11 protein-coding genes are annotated in these 16358 nt (G+C 49.0%); 4 read left to right on the forward strand and 7 right to left on the reverse strand.

Annotated elements, in window-relative coordinates; genetic code table 11:
- From dptG to BN1135_RS06895, 4 genes are all read left to right on the forward strand, one after another.
- Window positions 1-243, forward strand: a 243-nt coding sequence (gene dptG, locus BN1135_RS06880) for a DNA phosphorothioation-dependent restriction protein DptG (protein ID WP_042019888.1), incomplete at its 5' end; no start/stop codon positions are given.
- Between the two features lie 19 nt (window positions 244-262).
- A complete protein-coding gene (dptH, locus tag BN1135_RS06885) occupies window positions 263-5299 on the forward strand; it encodes a DNA phosphorothioation-dependent restriction protein DptH (protein ID WP_244830644.1) in 5037 nt (1678 codons plus the stop codon).
- 19 nt (window positions 5300-5318) lie between these two features.
- Window positions 5319-5810: a hypothetical protein gene (locus tag BN1135_RS22025; RefSeq protein ID WP_139245185.1), complete on the forward strand. Its 492-nt coding sequence runs from the start codon at window positions 5319-5321 to the stop codon at window positions 5808-5810.
- Window positions 5807-7009 (forward strand): DNA phosphorothioation-associated DGQHR protein 1, encoded by a 1203-nt coding sequence (locus tag BN1135_RS06895; RefSeq protein ID WP_042019892.1) that lies wholly within the window; start codon window positions 5807-5809, stop codon window positions 7007-7009. The genes BN1135_RS22025 and BN1135_RS06895 overlap by 4 nt, the downstream gene beginning before the upstream one ends.
- A gap of 271 nt (window positions 7010-7280) precedes the next feature.
- Here the strand turns inward: BN1135_RS06895 and BN1135_RS06900 are convergent, their stop codons facing one another.
- From BN1135_RS06900 to BN1135_RS06930, 7 genes are all read right to left on the reverse strand, one after another.
- On the reverse strand, window positions 7281-8561 hold the full coding sequence (locus BN1135_RS06900; protein WP_139245184.1) for a class I SAM-dependent methyltransferase: 1281 nt from the start codon (window positions 8559-8561) through the stop codon (window positions 7281-7283).
- Window positions 8562-8589: 28 nt separating this feature from the next.
- Window positions 8590-8937, reverse strand: a complete 348-nt coding sequence (gene dndE / locus BN1135_RS06905; RefSeq protein WP_042019894.1) for a DNA sulfur modification protein DndE — start codon at window positions 8935-8937, stop codon at window positions 8590-8592.
- The gene (gene dndD / locus BN1135_RS06910; protein WP_042019896.1) at window positions 8937-10946 is read right to left on the reverse strand and encodes a DNA sulfur modification protein DndD; all 2010 of its coding nucleotides are present in this window, start codon (window positions 10944-10946) and stop codon (window positions 8937-8939) included. Before dndD ends, dndE begins: the two co-directional genes overlap by 1 nt.
- On the reverse strand, window positions 10936-12570 hold the full coding sequence (dndC, locus tag BN1135_RS06915) for a DNA phosphorothioation system sulfurtransferase DndC (RefSeq protein WP_042019898.1): 1635 nt from the start codon (window positions 12568-12570) through the stop codon (window positions 10936-10938). The genes dndD and dndC overlap by 11 nt, the downstream gene beginning before the upstream one ends.
- Window positions 12567-13652: a DNA sulfur modification protein DndB gene (gene dndB, locus BN1135_RS06920; RefSeq protein ID WP_042019900.1), complete on the reverse strand. Its 1086-nt coding sequence runs from the start codon at window positions 13650-13652 to the stop codon at window positions 12567-12569. The genes dndC and dndB overlap by 4 nt, the downstream gene beginning before the upstream one ends.
- Before the next feature lie 142 nt (window positions 13653-13794).
- Window positions 13795-15819 carry a DNA phosphorothioation-associated putative methyltransferase gene (locus BN1135_RS06925; RefSeq protein WP_042019902.1) on the reverse strand — a complete coding sequence of 675 codons (2025 nt, stop codon included), beginning with the start codon at window positions 15817-15819 and terminating at the stop codon, window positions 13795-13797.
- Complete coding sequence (locus BN1135_RS06930) at window positions 15819-16358, reverse strand: hypothetical protein (protein WP_042019904.1); 540 nt, start codon at window positions 16356-16358, stop codon at window positions 15819-15821. The genes BN1135_RS06925 and BN1135_RS06930 overlap by 1 nt, the downstream gene beginning before the upstream one ends.

Genomic DNA, 16358 nt, shown 5'->3' on the forward strand with positions numbered 1-16358 from the left:
GCCCGCGGCGCCGCGGGCCGCACTCTGGTGCTGAATCAGGATCAGCTACTGCTGCTGACCAACCTGACCATAGGGAAGGCTGAGAAGCTGCGGTTGCACGAGCTGTGTAAAGGGTTCGAGCAGCGAGGTTTTTATCTTGATAACCAGACCCTAGAAGTGCTGGTTGCCTTCTATGAGCGCATGGGCAATGTCGAGCGAATGAGTGATAGTGGAGACGCAGTGTATGTCCGCAAGACCCTTTGAACAGTTTTTGGTACAGTCTTTGATCGAATGGATCGCAGGTCAGCTTGAGGCGGGCGCCCGTTATCAGTTCAAATCCCCCAGCGCCGAAAACGGCCTGGCACTCTTTCATGCACTCTTGGATCACTCGGATGACTCACTTGTCCATGATGGGGTCACCTTACCTGTACTGCATTGCAATGGTGTCGCACTCTTACCTGTCTTGCATGGAGAAGGGGAGGGGTTTAGTGAAAACTACATCTCTCACCTGCGCGATCTGGTGGCGGGTCGGGGTGGTGTCTTTAACAATGCTGCGCTCTTGATCATCCATAACAGCCTGCTTGACACCCTGATCAATAGTGCGTTTGATTTAGGAGGAAAAGGGGCGATCTGGCACCCTGAGCTGCTCTCAGAGAAGCTCTCTAAGCTGATCGATATCGGTCACCCCCGTCGCGAGCTCTCAAGCTGTCTGCTCGAAGAGCAGCTTAAGTTGATCAAGGCTGACGGCTCGACCGTCTTTGGGTTTGCCCCCCTATTTAGCGCTTTGGATAAAGATGGAGTGCTCGATTTCGACGAGCTGCAGCTCTTTAACGATCCGCTCTTGCTAAATTGGAGTGGTAAGCGCGAGCAGATTGGCAAGCGTCTGGAACAAAACCGCGAGCTGCGTCGGGATATCGAAGAGGCGGTCGAGCACTATGGTCTCGATCAACTGGAAAATGTCCTTAAGGAGTTCAGCTCCCGCTTTATTCGCGAGCATTTTCAAGATGACCGTTGGCGTCAGCTCACCTTCGAGACCCTGTTGCAAGAGATCGCGGCCAATAAGGCTCAAAAGCTGCTGCTTGACGAAATTACGCTGAAAGATGGGGTGGTGCATCAACGGGCCAAGGCCCAGACTAAGGCCGGTCAACGTGAGCTGAGCCTGCTGCTGGTCATGCCAAAAGGGGCCACCCAGTGTGACCTCTTGCTCGACTTTATCGGCAACGATCTTGAGACGCAGCAGTTACAGCTAAAGCACAATCGAGCCTTGAGTAAATTGGCTACTATCGCCGTGAGCAGAGCCAGAGCCGGTGGAAAGCGTTGCAAGGCCCATTTGGTGCTGCCGGTGACTGGTGACCCAACCTTCTTTAGCATCGAGCTCAAGCGAGATAATCGGGCTGAAGAGTACAAGCTCCGTTGTCTGGTGCTAGAAGAGGGGGACTTTTATCTCGACGAGATTTTGCACCGCTATCGGGTCGAGCCGAGTAAAGCTTGGCTGACTCTTCAGCTTGAAGAGAACCGACTGCGCGTCAACCTCCAGCAAGAGGGTTGCAGCACCTTGGGTGAGGATGAGGTTGAGGTCGATTGTCGAGCGGTGGGTTGGGCTGATTTTGAGCGATTGGCCGAGTCGAATGAGCAAACCCTCTTTACTCTACGAAATGGTGAGCGCCAGCTTGCTATCAATGTGGAAGGGCCTGCCGCAGATGAGGGGATGACCGTCCCTTTGCTCTTCGATAAGAGCCGTTTTGGCCGGATTTTTAATGATGATCGCAATGCCGAATATAACCGTGCCAAGGGGCGCATCGTCTTTGATAACGCCGAGAGTGGGGTGGTGGGCATTCGCCAGCAACTGCTCAATCTCGAGGCGCGCATGGTGGACGAGCAACTGCTCTATCTAAGCGATGACGATACCCTCACGCTGGCCGAGATGGACGAGATCTCGCCCGCGCTATTTGCGGCGTATACCTCCCTCTTTGCCTACCTGTCCCAGAGAAAAAGTCTGCCTAGCCTAGTGGCTTGGGGTCAGAATTATCGCGCTCTGGTACAGGGAGTGGTGAATGCCTATGAAGAGGAGCTCGCCGCGATTGCCCCCAATAGTGTTTTGTCCTCGGAGCAGAAGAGGCTGATGCGGGTGGGGGTATGCCGCCATGAGGGGATGCTGAAATTCACCCCACTGCATCCTCTGGTGTTGGCCTATCACTTAGCGCTGGTCAGTGCCATCTTGAGTGAGCCTGAGAGTGAAGAGGGCAGCAGCTTTGCTGAGCTGCCCGATGTGACCCGAGAGCGCCTAGTTGCCTCTGGACTCTTGCCCTTTGTCTATGACAACGACTCCGGTTATGCCCATCTTCAGGTTGTCCGGGAAAACTGTTTTTGGCTCAATGTTGTGCCGCAAAAGCAGGAAAGCTTTGACTACATCAAGCGCCTGGTGCGCGACAAACTGGCAGAGTTTACGCAGGCCTATGCCCGTCTCTTTAGTGCGGGGGCCAAGAGTAGCCTGATTATCAATGCTATCAATCAGGGGGGGAGTGCCGATCTCTTCCTGGGCTTGGTCGAACATTTCAAACAGCACAAAGATCAGGCTATCGCCATCCACGTCAACTGCTATGACGAGCGGCTGCAATTTAACGACTTCGATCGCTTTGCCGAGACGCAGGCCTATGACCAGCTTAAGAGTTGGCTGGGGTTAAATAGCGGGGCACTACGCGCCGAGGCCGATATGCTGATAGATCTCATCAGAAGCCGTCTCACCTATAGCAAGTTCACCCTACCTAAGGGGGGTGATGTCTTCGCCTATGCCCATCTGGCATTTTTCCGCAATAAAGAGCCGGTAGAGTGCCGTGATATCAAGAGCGAGATGGCGATGAGCGGGGTGTTGTGCGATGGATTGATCGCCGGCGAAGCGGCAGAGATCCAAAATGGCGCCTATTTCACCGCCTTTGGGTTGCGTGGGGTCGATTTCCAGCCTCATCAGCACCTGCGACTGGCCCACCGAATGGCAAACCTGTGGAAGCCTGCTCACCAGAGTAACACGCAATATCTTGAGACCAGCCTGGGACTGGCCGTCAGTGCCGATTTTCAATCTTTGCTGCAGTGCTCTTATAAGAGCGCCTTGTGGACCACCATCATTGATCCCAAGGTTACCCTCGACTTCTTTGCCAACCAACAGGATGTGGTGCTGATCCACTATTCGGATCAATACACCAGTGCTGCCGGCTATGACGCCATTACTGTGACCAAGCAAGTAGAGCTCTTTCAGCGTCTGCTGCAAAAAGAGGGTCATGGGCAGGGTGAAGTACTACTGACCGAATTTAATGCCTTTAACGGGGAGTGGCTGCTTAAGATGCTGACCGCAAACCCCAAGGAGCGTAAAGAGAAGAACGGCATTATAGGGGCTTATAAGTTTGCCTCGGCCTTGCTGCGTCAATCCGATATCTGCTGGGTGCCACTGTCGGTGGCCGAGATGATCAGGGTGTCGGGCAATGTGGGACTCAAGATGAGCGATAGCGAGTTCTCCCGTCAGGTGCAGGGCTATCGTAAGGGGGCCATCTCTGATGATGTGCTCTTCGTCGGATTTAAGGATGGGCACCTCTACCTGATGCCCCTCGAGGTGAAGACGGGAGTGCGCCCCGATTATGCCTATGCAGGCAAGCAGGCGGTGGAGCTCAAGCGCTACCTGAGCGAAGAGGTGCTGGGGCAAGACACCTTGGCCAGCCGCCTCTATCGGGGTCTTTTTATCCGCCAGGTATTGATGCAGGTTGATAAGCTCTGTCTCTATGGGGTGCTAGAGCGTGCCCAGTTGCAGCCGCTGCTCGATAAGCGAGAGTGGTGGATGCGAGGGGACTATCAGTTGGGCACCTTGCCCGATTATGTTGAGGCCATGGTGGTGGCCCATGTGGAAAACGACAGCTGCTTTAAGCCGAGTTACCAGACCACAGATCAAAATGTGTTGCAAATTGAGCTGCCCTATTCACTGCTGCCGGCCTTGATTGCCAGCAAGATGGATGCATCGATCCAGACCTTGGTCGAGCAGTGCCAGGTGCCGAGTCAATTTTGCCTGATGCCGCAGCGCGAGGTTGATGCGCCGCCGCCACTCAAGGCGAATGTTGCCAAACCAGTGACCGTTGAGCCGGCTGAGCCGCCAGTTGCGCCCCCTGTGTCGTCGACAGAGCCCGTCTCACCGCCTCAGGTGAGTGAGCCCTTGAAGGTGCTCTTTGGTCACGATGCCTTCCATAAGACCCCGCTTTATTGGGAACCCACCAACACGGCGCGCTTTATGAATACCAATACCGGTATCATTGGCACCATGGGCACCGGCAAGACCCAGTTTACTAAGTCGCTGATCACCCAGTTGATGCGCCAGCAGGATAACAACGTCGAGGGTGCACGGATCGGTCTGCTTATCTTTGACTACAAGTCGGACTATGTGGATGAGGCTTTTAGCGAGGCAAACCAGAGCCGGAAGCTGAAGCTGCACCGTTTGCCCTATAACCCTCTCTCCCTCTATGGGGATATGCCGATGCTGCCGGTGCACACGGCAACGGGTTTTTCTGAGACTCTCGCTAAAGCTTTTGGCCTTGGCCCCAAGCAGCAGTTGCGACTGCGCAAGTTGATCCTCGATGCCTATGAGTTGGCTGGGATCAGCAAATCAGACGCCAGCACCTGGTCAAAATCGGCTCCGACCCTGGCCCAGGTATGGGATCTCTATATGGAGCAAGAGAAGGTCGATGAAGACTCCCTCTATGCGGCCCTCGACTCCCTGGTCACTTACGAGATTTTCGAGACCAAACCCGATGGGGTGAGCTCGCTCTATGAACTGCTCGAGGGAGTGACAGTGATCGAGCTGGCGGGCTACTCCCCCCAGATCCAGAGCCTGGTAGTGGCCCTGACCCTGGATCTCTTCTATTCGCAGATGCAAAAGTGCGGTAAGCCCAAGGTGGTGGGGGACTATCGCCAGATCACCAAGATGATTCTGGTCGATGAGGCCGATAACTTTATGTCGCAGGACTTCCCCAGCCTGCGCAAAATCCTGAAAGAGGGGCGAGAGTATGGGGTAGGGGTGATCCTCTCAACCCAGGACTTGAGCCACTTTAAAACCGGGGAAAACAACTACGGTTCTTATATCTTGACCTGGGTAGTGCACCGCGTTGCCGAGATCAAGAATGCCGATATCAAGGCCATTTTTAATAAAGATGATAAGGGTGAGCAGGAAGCGTTAATGGAGCAGATCCGTAAGCTGGACAAACACTTTAGTCTCTATATCGATGGAGATAAAAATATGTCTATGATGCGAGACCGTGCTTTTTGGGAGCTGTATTGTAAATGATTAACTGGGGGAGGGGGCATTGAGTAATGAACGTAATACTGTAGTTTCAGGGGGAAATTACATTAAAAGTACATGCCAAAGAGGGAGGAATGCATTTAAAAGCCTTTCTTTTTGGCGAGAATTTATTGCTTACTTTATTTTGGGTAGCATGGGTTTATGGCTTCCTGCTTTTTTATCTATACCTAGTGCTAGTAAGGTCTTCGAACCTCTTAATGTATTAACCTTTGGTGTCGCAACACTATGTATAACCCTGGAAGCTCGCTTGTTTATGAGCACTAGTGATGATGATCAGTCTTCAGGGGTAACAAAGTTGATTGTACTAGTCGGTGTGTTTTTTTTAGGTATTGGTTACGTTAAGGGGGTAATGACAAATGGAAACCCAATCATCCTAGATATCAATTGGGTTCATATCTCTTTGTTTTTAACCATTATCGTGTGGTTGATTAACCACATTAACACGTCACGGTATAATGAAAGAGATGTTAATAATATGCTCGGAGGAGATGTATGAACGTTGAAATTAGGCTTCCGGCTATTAAAGTAGTGCAGCCTATAGGCTCTTTTTACGCTGTGTCTATAAATTCAAGATTATTGTCTAAGGTTGCCTTTAGTTCAAGAGCTGAATATCAAAGTAAAGGGAACTCAATTTTTAATTTGAAGGGTAATCAACGCGAACTGGATGATAAAAGAAGTAAGCAAATAGGACAATATATTGATAGTGTTGAGTCAACATTTCCAAATGCTATCATACTTGGGGCTAATTTTGACAAAAATGGGAACTTGGTAAAGGATTATAATGTTCGTTGGAGAATAGAAAAGAATAACAATCAATATACATTAGTTATTCCATCAGCAAATACAATGATGGCAACCATCATTGATGGACAACATCGGTTGTCAGGGTTCGATTTTTCAGAAAGAAAAGAAATGGATCTTTTATGCTCCGTTTTTATTGACCTACCAGCACCTTATCAAGCTTATATTTTCGCCACAATTAACTTTAACCAAAAGAGCGTAAATAAAAGTCTTGCTTATGATTTATATGGATTTAAGGTTGAAGAAGAAGATAAAAAAGAATGGTCACCAGAGAAACTAGCAGTGTTTATTTCTAGGAAGTTAAATAAATATTCCACCCCATTGAAAAATAAAATAAAGTTAGGTGCTCCGTTGGATATTGATGAAGCAAACGGAGAGAACAAATTAATTTCATTGTCAACCGTTGTTGATGGTATTATGAAGCTGATAAGCAATAACCCTAAGAAAGATAGGGATGAACTGTTAAATTTTAAAAACAAGACTGGTCGCCTTGCTCTTTCAGAAAAAATGCCTGAGCAGCCATTAAGACGATACTATTTAGAATATAATGATGAATTCATAGAAGAAGTTGTAACTATTTATTTTGACAAAATTAGTGATTCTGTATGGAGATATCAATCTGAGGAAAGCTATTTATTAAAAACAATAGGGTTTCAGGCTCAGTTTGAAATCTTAAGGAAATATCTATTGTCAACGCATGATTATGACCTTGAAAATATCGACTTTCAATTGAAAAAGCTTATCAACATTGACTTCTCTGACATATTTTTTACTGCTTCTGGCATAGGTGCAAGCAGAATAAAAAATGTAGCATTAATTAAAATGGATTTGAAGAATATTTCTGACCTATATGAGCACAAGGATTACAAAGAATATGTACGAGTGCTAAGCTAGGTCATCTATTACTAGAATGAATAGATCTAGTTATCACCAGACACCGGCCTTAAGCTGGTGTCTCATTCAATTTTAGATGAAAAGTCCTCTTTAATATAGAGGATTCCGGAGTTACTGTTCAACTCCACCAGAATAAGTGGAAAATAAATTATAAGATAAGATAAGATAAGATAAGATAAGATAAAATAAAATCCATGCTCCATATAGTAGTTAGGCTATAATTGGGATAACTCATACTGGTTACGATAATTTGAAAAACCTTATCCAAAAATTATTTTTTCATGAAAATATAATTTATAAATGTGTCTTCATGTAAACTAGTGCCGCCTACAGTTTCCCACCGTTCAACTAATGTCATCCCAAGTCCACCTTCTAGTAGAGAATATAAGTAATTATCATCGTAGTAATAAAAACTTCGCTCTTCAATAAACTCTGAAGCTGAAGGGTTCTTTTTCTTGAGAGAGAAATATATATAGCCGTGCTTTTTTGTTGCCTTAAATAGTCTGTGAAGTGTGAGTTCGAATTCATTTTTATTTAGATGAAGTAAGGACGCACAAGCCCAAACAAGAGAGAATATTGGAGGGAAGTCAATATCCAAAAAGTTCTTTTGTTCACAATATGCAAAGCTATATTGATTGCAAAAAGAAACCATCTCACTAGATGCATCAAATGATGTTACTTTAAAGCCATGCTTTATAAAATACTCAGTGTCGCGGCCTACACCACAACCTGCATCTAAAATTCTAGAACCATTTTCTATATAAAACCGCACCTTGTTATAAATATGATTCATGTCATTTGAATATGTTTTGCTGTAGTACATAAATGAGTTGTTGTTGTAGTAGTTAACAGTCCTAGAATAACGCTTAACACGTTGTTCTTGAGGGCTTATTATAGATTTTAGTTTTCTTATTTCGCTATCTACAGCTCCATTTATTTCCAAAGGGAAAACGATACTTTCTAGATGCTCTGACTGCTCTAGTAGTTTCCCGTCAAATGCTAGTTTTAATATTTTGTAGTGTGAACACAACTTTCCAAGCAAACTGTGAAATTCTGGATTATCTACAAATCCTGAATGGTTCTCTATCAAGGCATTAATTTTTTCAGAAATTTCTATGATTTTCTCTAAGATTGCTTTGTCATGAGTGTCTAGTTTATCTACCCCTATTGAATCGGTTATATATCGAAGAGTTCTAAAGTAGTCTCCACGAGCATGAAGATTCTCTTTTTCAGAGAGAGCGAAATGTGAGTACAATATACTAGACTCTTCCAGCAAAGCTGAAAGAGGTCCGAAAAATTTCTCCAGTTTCTCCTTTGCATTATCTACACTTATTTGCTGCTTTTCCAAGTCATTCCTTTCCTGAAGATATTTAATATCTTTTCTATATTTCCAAATGGTAGAAAACGCCACAGATAGCGAGACAACAACAGTTAACACACCACTTATTGCAGTAATTTCTGTTGTGCTATAGCCACCAAATGTATCAGCTTGTTTCTTTTCATAAGGTGCGCATGATACCACAAGGTTATAATTCCCCTGTTCAGTAATCATTTGCTTATCATTATTAAAAACTCTCATGTTAAATCTCAGTAGATAAATCTAACAGTTTCTTGTGGTTTCTTAGGGCAGAAATACCATCTTCTACATGAAATGCCCAAGCTTTTGCCTTCTCTTTTTGATCTAATTCTGGGTAAGTTAGTGCCAGCAATAACTCTGTTATCTGGGTGGTGTCACCCAGCCAGGTGATCTTGTCCAGAACCAGAGAACCGTCGAGTTTTCGTTGGTCACCCTGGTAGCGAAACCCTGACTCTATCGAGCGGAAAAAAGCAATACGAGCGGCCACATTGGGTGTCACCCCAGTCATGCTTTTTAGCCGCTTTAACTGCTCTTCGGTTTGCTGTGTTACTTGCATGCGGTTAGGTAGCATCAACATGCCTCCTTTTGTTTCCAGAAGTAGCCATCTTTCAGATATGAGCACTTCATTAGGCTATCAAACTCGATCTGGTAGGCGTGGGATATATCACCGCTCAACTGTTCTGCAAAGTAGCGTTGATCCACCTCGGTATCGGTTGAGAGGAGGACTACTTGGTGGCTCGCTTGTGGGAAGTAGTGTTCGATCAGATTATCCCTGTGGTGCGAGTCGAGCCTGCCGAGGGGGGTATCGATAATAACGGGCAGCTGTCGCCCAGAGGTCTTTGCCAAGGCTTCCAGAATCGCGATGGCGTAGATCTGTTTCTCACCGGCAGAGAGCAGCTTGCGATTGATGCTGACGCCTTGTTCATCGATCAGTTCGACATCGAAAGTGGCCGGATTGATCCTGGCTTGGATCTGTAAATCTTCCTTACGGGCGAGCTTATGGTAGGCAATAGAAAATGCTGCCTCCAATCGCTTTACCCTGGCCATCGTCAAGACATCGGTATATTCATCGAGCAGCTTAATGGTTTCATGGGCATGATGGACCGCGCTGTTATCATTAAATTGACTGCGCTCTTTATCGTGGAGTTTTTGAATGTCCCGCGCTGCGCTCAGTTGCTTATTAAGAGCCTGCTTGGCCTCTGTGAGTAGCTGCTGGTAGCGATGGATTTCTTGTTGTCGCTTGCTGTCGAGGGCTCTCAACGCCTTGAATATGTCGAACAATTGCTCATCTTCAGGTGCTCTGGCTATATTTGTTGCTGCCTGTTCCAAGGCTTGTTCGACCTCTTGCAGTCGATCTCTAGCGACACAGAAGCGCGCCTTAGCGTATTGGCTCTCTTGGTTGATAAGCTGCTCGATAACACCAAACTCTCGCTCTGAGATATCGAGACGAACCGTTCCTTGTGGTTTATTGGCCAGATAACGAGATAACTGGCTTTCAATTGCTTCTGCGGCAATCTTGCCTGCCTGTACCGATTGGAAGGCGACTTCCCCTTGCAAGGTTTCCAGGAAGCGGGTGAGCTCGGTAGTGAAGTGGTGAGTCTGCTTCACGCTGGCTTCTGTTTCAAGCTGAGCAAGCAATTGGGTCAGGGTATTGGGGGCCAATGATAGAGGCAGATAGGCCTCCATTTCATGGCGGATCTGCTTTTCTAGCTGCTCTTTCTCTTTGAGTAGTGACTCGACGCGCTGCTCCTCTTGGGCTTTGGTGAGGGCAAATGCCCCACCTTCTGCGGCAAGTTGCGCCTCAATCTTTTTGATGTCGATAGTCAGTAACTCAATGCGGGTCTTGTGTACATCCGCTTCAAAGCGAAGGCGCTCAGCGGTTGCACCATGTTGGGCGCACTCGGCCTCCAAAGTTGCTAGGCGCTTTTGCTGCTGTGAGCCCAGGCTCTTTGCATCCACCCGCTTAAGATAGATCCCTAGGTCACTGCGCAGCTTGCTGACGAGATCCAGTCCCAGTAAACGGCGAACGGCGGTTTTTAATACCTTGCCTGATTCATCTTCTGCCAACTCGGCAATCTTTTCACCATCGAAGAAGAAGAGATCGGCAATACCGTGAGGGATAAGTTCATTGAGAAAACCTTGGCACTGCTCGTAATTGAGTTCGTCTTTTGCTTCGCCATCTTGTATTAGCATCAGGCGATCTTTTTTCCCCCGTTTCCAACTGCGGATAACGGTGAACTCAGATTCAATACCTGCTTTGTTATAGGTAAAGCAGAGCTCGATACTTGCCTCATTTGGGCGCTGAGTATTGCTGACCCCGTTATGGACTAAGGCCGCAAGGTGATCGATATAGTCCTGCTGACTATAGAGTCCATCAAAAGCAAGCCGGCCGTAAAGAGCCAGTCGAATGGCCGTTAGAATAGACGTTTTTCCGGCCCCATTGAGCCCTCCAAAGAGCACAATTGGGCGATCTGTGAGTTTGCTACCATCTACAAGTAAGCGTGGGCGAGGGGTCAGGTCTATTCGATGACAGCCACGAAAAACACGGAAGTCATGCAATGTGAGGCTCTTAATGATCATCAGTGACTACCTCGCTCAGCAGATGGCTTATTTCATAGGCATCGTTTAGTTGTGACTGTACTATTTTAAGTTCAGCTTCAATCGTATCAATGGTCTCTTGGTGTTGATCGCGCTGATTTCTTTTTTGCAGTGCGGCCTGTTTTTGCTGGATCCCTTCCAGGGAGCCCCAGTCTTGTTTCAAGATACTGCCAATTTTATCGAAGACTCCTTGACGTTTACTCAGTCCCTCCAGTGATATTTCGAGCTCTATTAGCTTCATGACCATCTCGGGCTCAACTTCATAATGAGCCGCGAGTTTATCCAATAGCTCGGCATCGCTGGCATCGAAGCGAGACTGATCATCGACGACCCAATTGAGATCTTTGGTATAGACATCACGATAGATCTTAGGGAGCGCATCCTCCCAATCTGGCTCGTTGGGATCTATTAGCCATTGTTGGCGAATAGCATGTAGCTCAGGCTCAGTAATCAGGGTGATGCTATGACCTTGTTCATTGAGCTCTTTCTCCATGCAAAGCAGTTCTCGCAGCCACTGCTGGCGATATTTGAGCCAATAAGGACCAGGGACATGCTTACGATCGCTGGCAATGTCCTCGCCCTCTTTGGCGTACTGATAGCTCACCTTACCGGTACGACGCTTGTAGTTCCGATAGGTATCCTTCTGGGCTGGGTCGGTGGTTAGCGCCAACTGATTTCGGAACTTGAGTAAGGGCAGCATCCAGTCCTCACCATTTTGGATAAGGCTTTCCATGGCCCTGTCTTTGGTGACGACAGTACAGGTCCAGCAACCAAAACGTGAGTTACCACAGGAAGGAGTGCTGTCGTCGATCACCAGAGGGCATTCCCCCTGACCGGAGGAGTCCATATACAGAGTCCACAAAGGCCGGTTATTACCCCCCCAAGGATTTTCCCACTCTTCCACGTCATCAGAGGCGTATTTGAAGGCGCCACGCAGTAGCTTCCAGACATCTTCCACATCCCAGGTGTCGATGGGGGTGTAGATGAAGGCATTGGCCAGCGTGGTATGGCGGGCGAGACGAGAGCCATCAATTTTATGTTTGGCAATGACCTGGGCACGAGATGCGCTTTCGCTACTGCGTGAGCCGAGTACCACGATCACCTCTTCAAACTGGCTGACCTTGTCTTTGATAAAGTCACTGACCGGGTTGATCTTCATCCGCTCGGTGCACCAGCGGAAGCTGCGGGTAGGGGCTGGGTACCCTTTACCGAGCAGGTTGACCCAAAACGTCTCGTGGGTTTTTGGGACTACTGGGTGAGATGTGATTGGAAGTTTGTCTCTTTTGGCGCCTTTTTCAATTTGCTCCATGGTACGGATGATCAGGTCGACGACCACAGGAGTTTCCACCAGCGTGTCTGACGAAACCACAAAGACATCCTTGTGTCTCATCTCAGGCGGTAGTCCTAACAGAGCCAAATAGATCAAGGTCAGAACAGCAGAGGAGTCTTTACCGCCGCTATAGCCAATGACCCAAGGACGTTTGTCGGCGCAGTAGATACGTTGAACTTCCGCCACGTAATCTGCCAGTGGGCGGCCAGCAAATAGTTCTGCATTGATAAAGTCTTCATAATCGGCCAGATCGTGGGCCTGTATTAAGGTGCTCATTGAGTAACAACCTGGGCTTCTAGCACCTTTTCCTCTGGAGTGAGGGAAAGGTTCAACGATGTTTTTAGTGCGTTGCAGGTAAGCTGAAGAGCAGTGGTTGATTTGCTTAGCTTGCCATGCGACATGGTTCTGCGAATCCATTCAGGATTGGTCTTACGCCAATCGATGGTTTTGAGTTTTATGAGGTCGGTTTGCCAAGTATCAGGATTCTCACTGATAAGGTATCGCCCAAGCATCCCTAGTGCGTGTAGACCAACACCGTGGGCATGAACATATTCCTGTCTGAGTTGAGCAGGGGAAACCTCTTTTCGTCTAGCCATCTGCCAATCTGGCATATGGCGATACACGGTCTGCCAATAGAGAGCAGCCAGCTCAGCCTCTTCTTCTGTACAGCCCTCTTTCGAGCCTTTACCCAGCAAGGCACGGGTAGCTTGTTTGATACTGCTTAAGGTGAACAGCTTGCTGGAGAGTTGGGCGATACTGGACTTTTCCATCTCGGTTAGTCCGACAAAGGGTTCCATATTGCTCGCAAGATGGCGAGCAAGTTCAGAACCTTGATCCCTATGGTCATAAAGAGTGGATAAAGAAGGGCTGGGCTTCACGGCATATTTGTTGAGATCAGCAAACATCTGCTGGCTGCGGGTTAACCCTTCATCGACAAAAAACAGTACCGGAATGTTGTCTTGGCCTAACTCTGGACGCTCTATCAGGGCCTCTTCAATAGCTTTGCGGCGGTGCTGACCATCGTTAATCAAAATCTGCGCATCCATGGGGACACGTAAAGTACCCAAGTTGTTTGAGCCTGGGTGTTCAACAAATCCGACATCAACGGCTATTGACGCAGTTAAGGCAGAAAAGACGTAATCCTTGGGGTTTTCCAAGAGGTAGCGCACCATTTCCGGGATCCGAGATTTATTCAACGTGCGTTGCGCTCTCAACTCTGGTGGCACTTCGCTCTCATCGAAACTAAAAATCTTGGGGATGATACGCATCGGGCAGGTCGCGATGTAGAAAGGGCGACCTGCCTGTATCCCGCGCACGGCGGGGAATGAGTAGCAGTAGTCAGCGTCAAAGTGGTTCATGATGGGACTCCTTGCCAATCCATATCACTGTTTTGTTCGTTATTTTTTAACGTAGACTACGTTAAAATTGAAATAAATCACGAAAAAATAGCGAGGTGGGGAGTTTTTATTGAGGTTTGTACGTCATTTAAGGCGCGATATTCTACCCTTTCACGTTGCAAACTCGAAGGCCAACAACACATTTTTTTTGCTCATTGAGGGCCGAATCATATCTTTTGCGGCTGAGATTGTGGTCTGTGTGCAAGTCGACCCCTAACAACTTGCTTAATTGTTGCTCCAGAGTGCGCTGTGCCTTAAAGCTGGGGGCATCTGGTGCCATCAGATAACTCTTATTGAGCAGTGGTGGCCTTGTGTGTTCATCTATGTAGTCAAAGAAGTCCACCTCCTGCTCAGCCATCTTGATCTTCACTCGCTCCACTAGATAGGGAATGGGCTTGCTGAAGTCGTCATACCCCATCAGGCTCACCTTGCCTGAGGTGATATGGATTTTGATAAGATCTATCTCTTCGAGCTCTCCGTAGAGTTGGGTGGCGGCGCCCACATAGACCCGCAGCAGAGCGGGGAGCTGGGTCAGATGCGCCTTGTGCAGAATAAGGGAGTGACCGGCATAGAACAGAGAGGCCGGTAGGGTCGCATGCGCCGCCTCGCAGGCTTTTTCAATCTTTTGCCGCTCGGCGATGGCATAGAGCAGCGTCTTGGCCTGATCTAGGGCGGAGCGATAATCCCCGAAGAAGGCTTTGATGTCGCGTTTCAGCGCTTCGTTGAGACGGCTATAGGACCGGCGCTTCTCAAAGAGGGTGAGGGCGAGATAGACGCTTAAGTCTTCGATGCGCTCCTGACGGGCTTGCTCAAGCACAGCGCTCTCTTCCTGTGTCTCTATGAGGCGTAAGGCGCGCGATGGTGAGCCGATCAGCTCGCGCAGGCTCGCCATCTGCCCAAATTCGTCGTCGGCGGGTAGGCGTCCCAGGCTCAGGGTCATTTGCCAGAAGTCATCAAATAAGGCCTGGTGAGTTTGCAGCAAATGTTGCGCCTTGCTGACTCGCTCGAGGGGAGGGCGGCTGAGCTGGCGCCAGCCATGGTGGCGGCGTTGCCGCTCACTTAAGAAGCGCTGCTCCTCTTCCTTATCTTTGAAGACGTAAAAGAGCCCAGGCCCCATGGCGAGTGGCTGCTCGTCGAGGGTTCGCTCGATAAAGCCGCGTAGCTCGCTTTGGTTGTAGTACTTCTGAAAGGTGTTGCGGGAGGTGATCACCCCATCTCGATAGGGGGTGAACTGGGCAATAAAGTGGTCGCCGGCCAGCATGGCCGACACTACCAGCAGGGTCTGGGTGAGATCCCAAGCTCCTAGCAGTGCATCGGTTCGCTCGTCTCTATCTTCAATTACGTTGATGACATAACCCAGGTTCACCAGATGAGATCTCACCTTCTCGGCATCGGGACGGAAATTGGGGTCCCACCCTAGGGCTGCAATTCCGTGCGCCTCTAGCTCACGCAGGTCATCCCCTCTGCCACAGCCGTAATCGAAGAGAGAATAGTCGCCGTTGAGATAGCCATGGCGGGCCAGCATTTTCATGGGGGCTGAGAGTTGGTAACGAGTGAGGGCTGTCTTATGGCGATCTATCTGTGGCGAGTGTTCAAGGTCGGGGAGTGCGCTCTGTCGAAAGAGGCGCCCATCCACCAGGGCGTAGCCGTGACGGGTGATCAGGCGCAGCCAAGATTGTTTAAAGCCGATCATCCGTGGCTGTTCGTAAAGACCGGCAAGCTCCCCCTCTTCGGTGATCTGGCGACACTGCTCCGCCATGGGGTGATGCGGAGCCAGCATCACCTCTTTGCGGTGCAGTATGGGAGGGTTGTCGTGCTCCTCATAGCGGGTCACCGTGTGTTTGAGTTCGGTCAGATCGACCGTCACGCTTTGGTTCAGGCTGGGGTAGGCTTCTTCGAAGAAGGTGGGGTAGCAAAGCAGCGAGAGGCGAAAGTCGTGCTTGGCCAGTTTGACCAGATGCCACTCTTCGTCGGCCAGTTTGAGGGCCTTGGCCACGGCGCAAACAAATTGACTCAGGGGCGGGCAAGTCTGTTGTAGCGTTTCTCTGTGCAGATAGACTGCCTCGGGCAGCTCTTTTTTATAGGGGAGGGCGGCAACCAGCTCGTGAAAACGGGACGGGGTCAGCATCAAAGCCATCCTTGCAGAATCGGGAGGGAGAGTTGACGCGGCAGTCGTCTGCCTTGGTGCTCGATGAGTTGGGTCATAGTGCGGGATTGCTCGGGGCCGTGAGTCAGGTGTAGCGGCCTATCCGATCCATAGAAGTAGAGGCGATCAAACGGTGTGTGGCAGGCAAGCCAATAGGCGATCTGGGCGCTGCTGCGAGCCGGATAAATTAGGTCGATGGCTGCGCCCTGGCGGTGACAGATCAATTGGCCGTGTCGGTTGAGCTCACAAGCAGCGTGTTGATCTAGCCGAGGGGCAATGCGAGGTTGAGGCTTACCCTGTATGGCGCGTCGTAATCGATGGCCGCAAAAACCAAAGGTCAGGATCGGCATGCCAAATTGCTCGACCAAGGGATCGAGTAGCTTTTGCGCCAATGCTTGATAGGCGAGCCAGCTGGCTTCTTGCTCTGGCACATTCTCACACTGCATCCGTTGCCAAGTTTCACCACAGTGAAACAGCATTTCGAAGGTAAAGTAGTTGCTACAGGTATGGGTTAGTTCCAT

Origin of the sequence: Aeromonas sobria, assembly GCF_000820145.1 — a bacterium.
Lineage (GTDB): Bacteria > Pseudomonadota > Gammaproteobacteria > Enterobacterales > Aeromonadaceae > Aeromonas > Aeromonas sobria.

Excerpts from the sequence above, each read along its gene's own strand:
- dndD (WP_042019896.1), bottom strand. The coding sequence starts at position 10,946 with ATGATCATTAAGAGCCTCACATTGCATGACTTCCGTGTTTTTCGTGGC.
- dndB (WP_042019900.1), bottom strand. The coding sequence starts at position 13,652 with ATGAACCACTTTGACGCTGACTACTGCTACTCATTCCCCGCCGTGCGC.
- BN1135_RS06895 (WP_042019892.1), top strand. The coding sequence starts at position 5,807 with ATGAACGTTGAAATTAGGCTTCCGGCTATTAAAGTAGTGCAGCCTATA.
- BN1135_RS06925 (WP_042019902.1), bottom strand. The coding sequence starts at position 15,819 with ATGCTGACCCCGTCCCGTTTTCACGAGCTGGTTGCCGCCCTCCCCTAT.
- BN1135_RS06930 (WP_042019904.1), bottom strand. The coding sequence starts at position 16,358 with ATGGAACTAACCCATACCTGTAGCAACTACTTTACCTTCGAAATGCTG.
- dndC (WP_042019898.1), bottom strand. The coding sequence starts at position 12,570 with ATGAGCACCTTAATACAGGCCCACGATCTGGCCGATTATGAAGACTTT.
- dndE (WP_042019894.1), bottom strand. The coding sequence starts at position 8,937 with ATGCTACCTAACCGCATGCAAGTAACACAGCAAACCGAAGAGCAGTTA.
- BN1135_RS06900 (WP_139245184.1), bottom strand. The coding sequence starts at position 8,561 with ATGATTACTGAACAGGGGAATTATAACCTTGTGGTATCATGCGCACCT.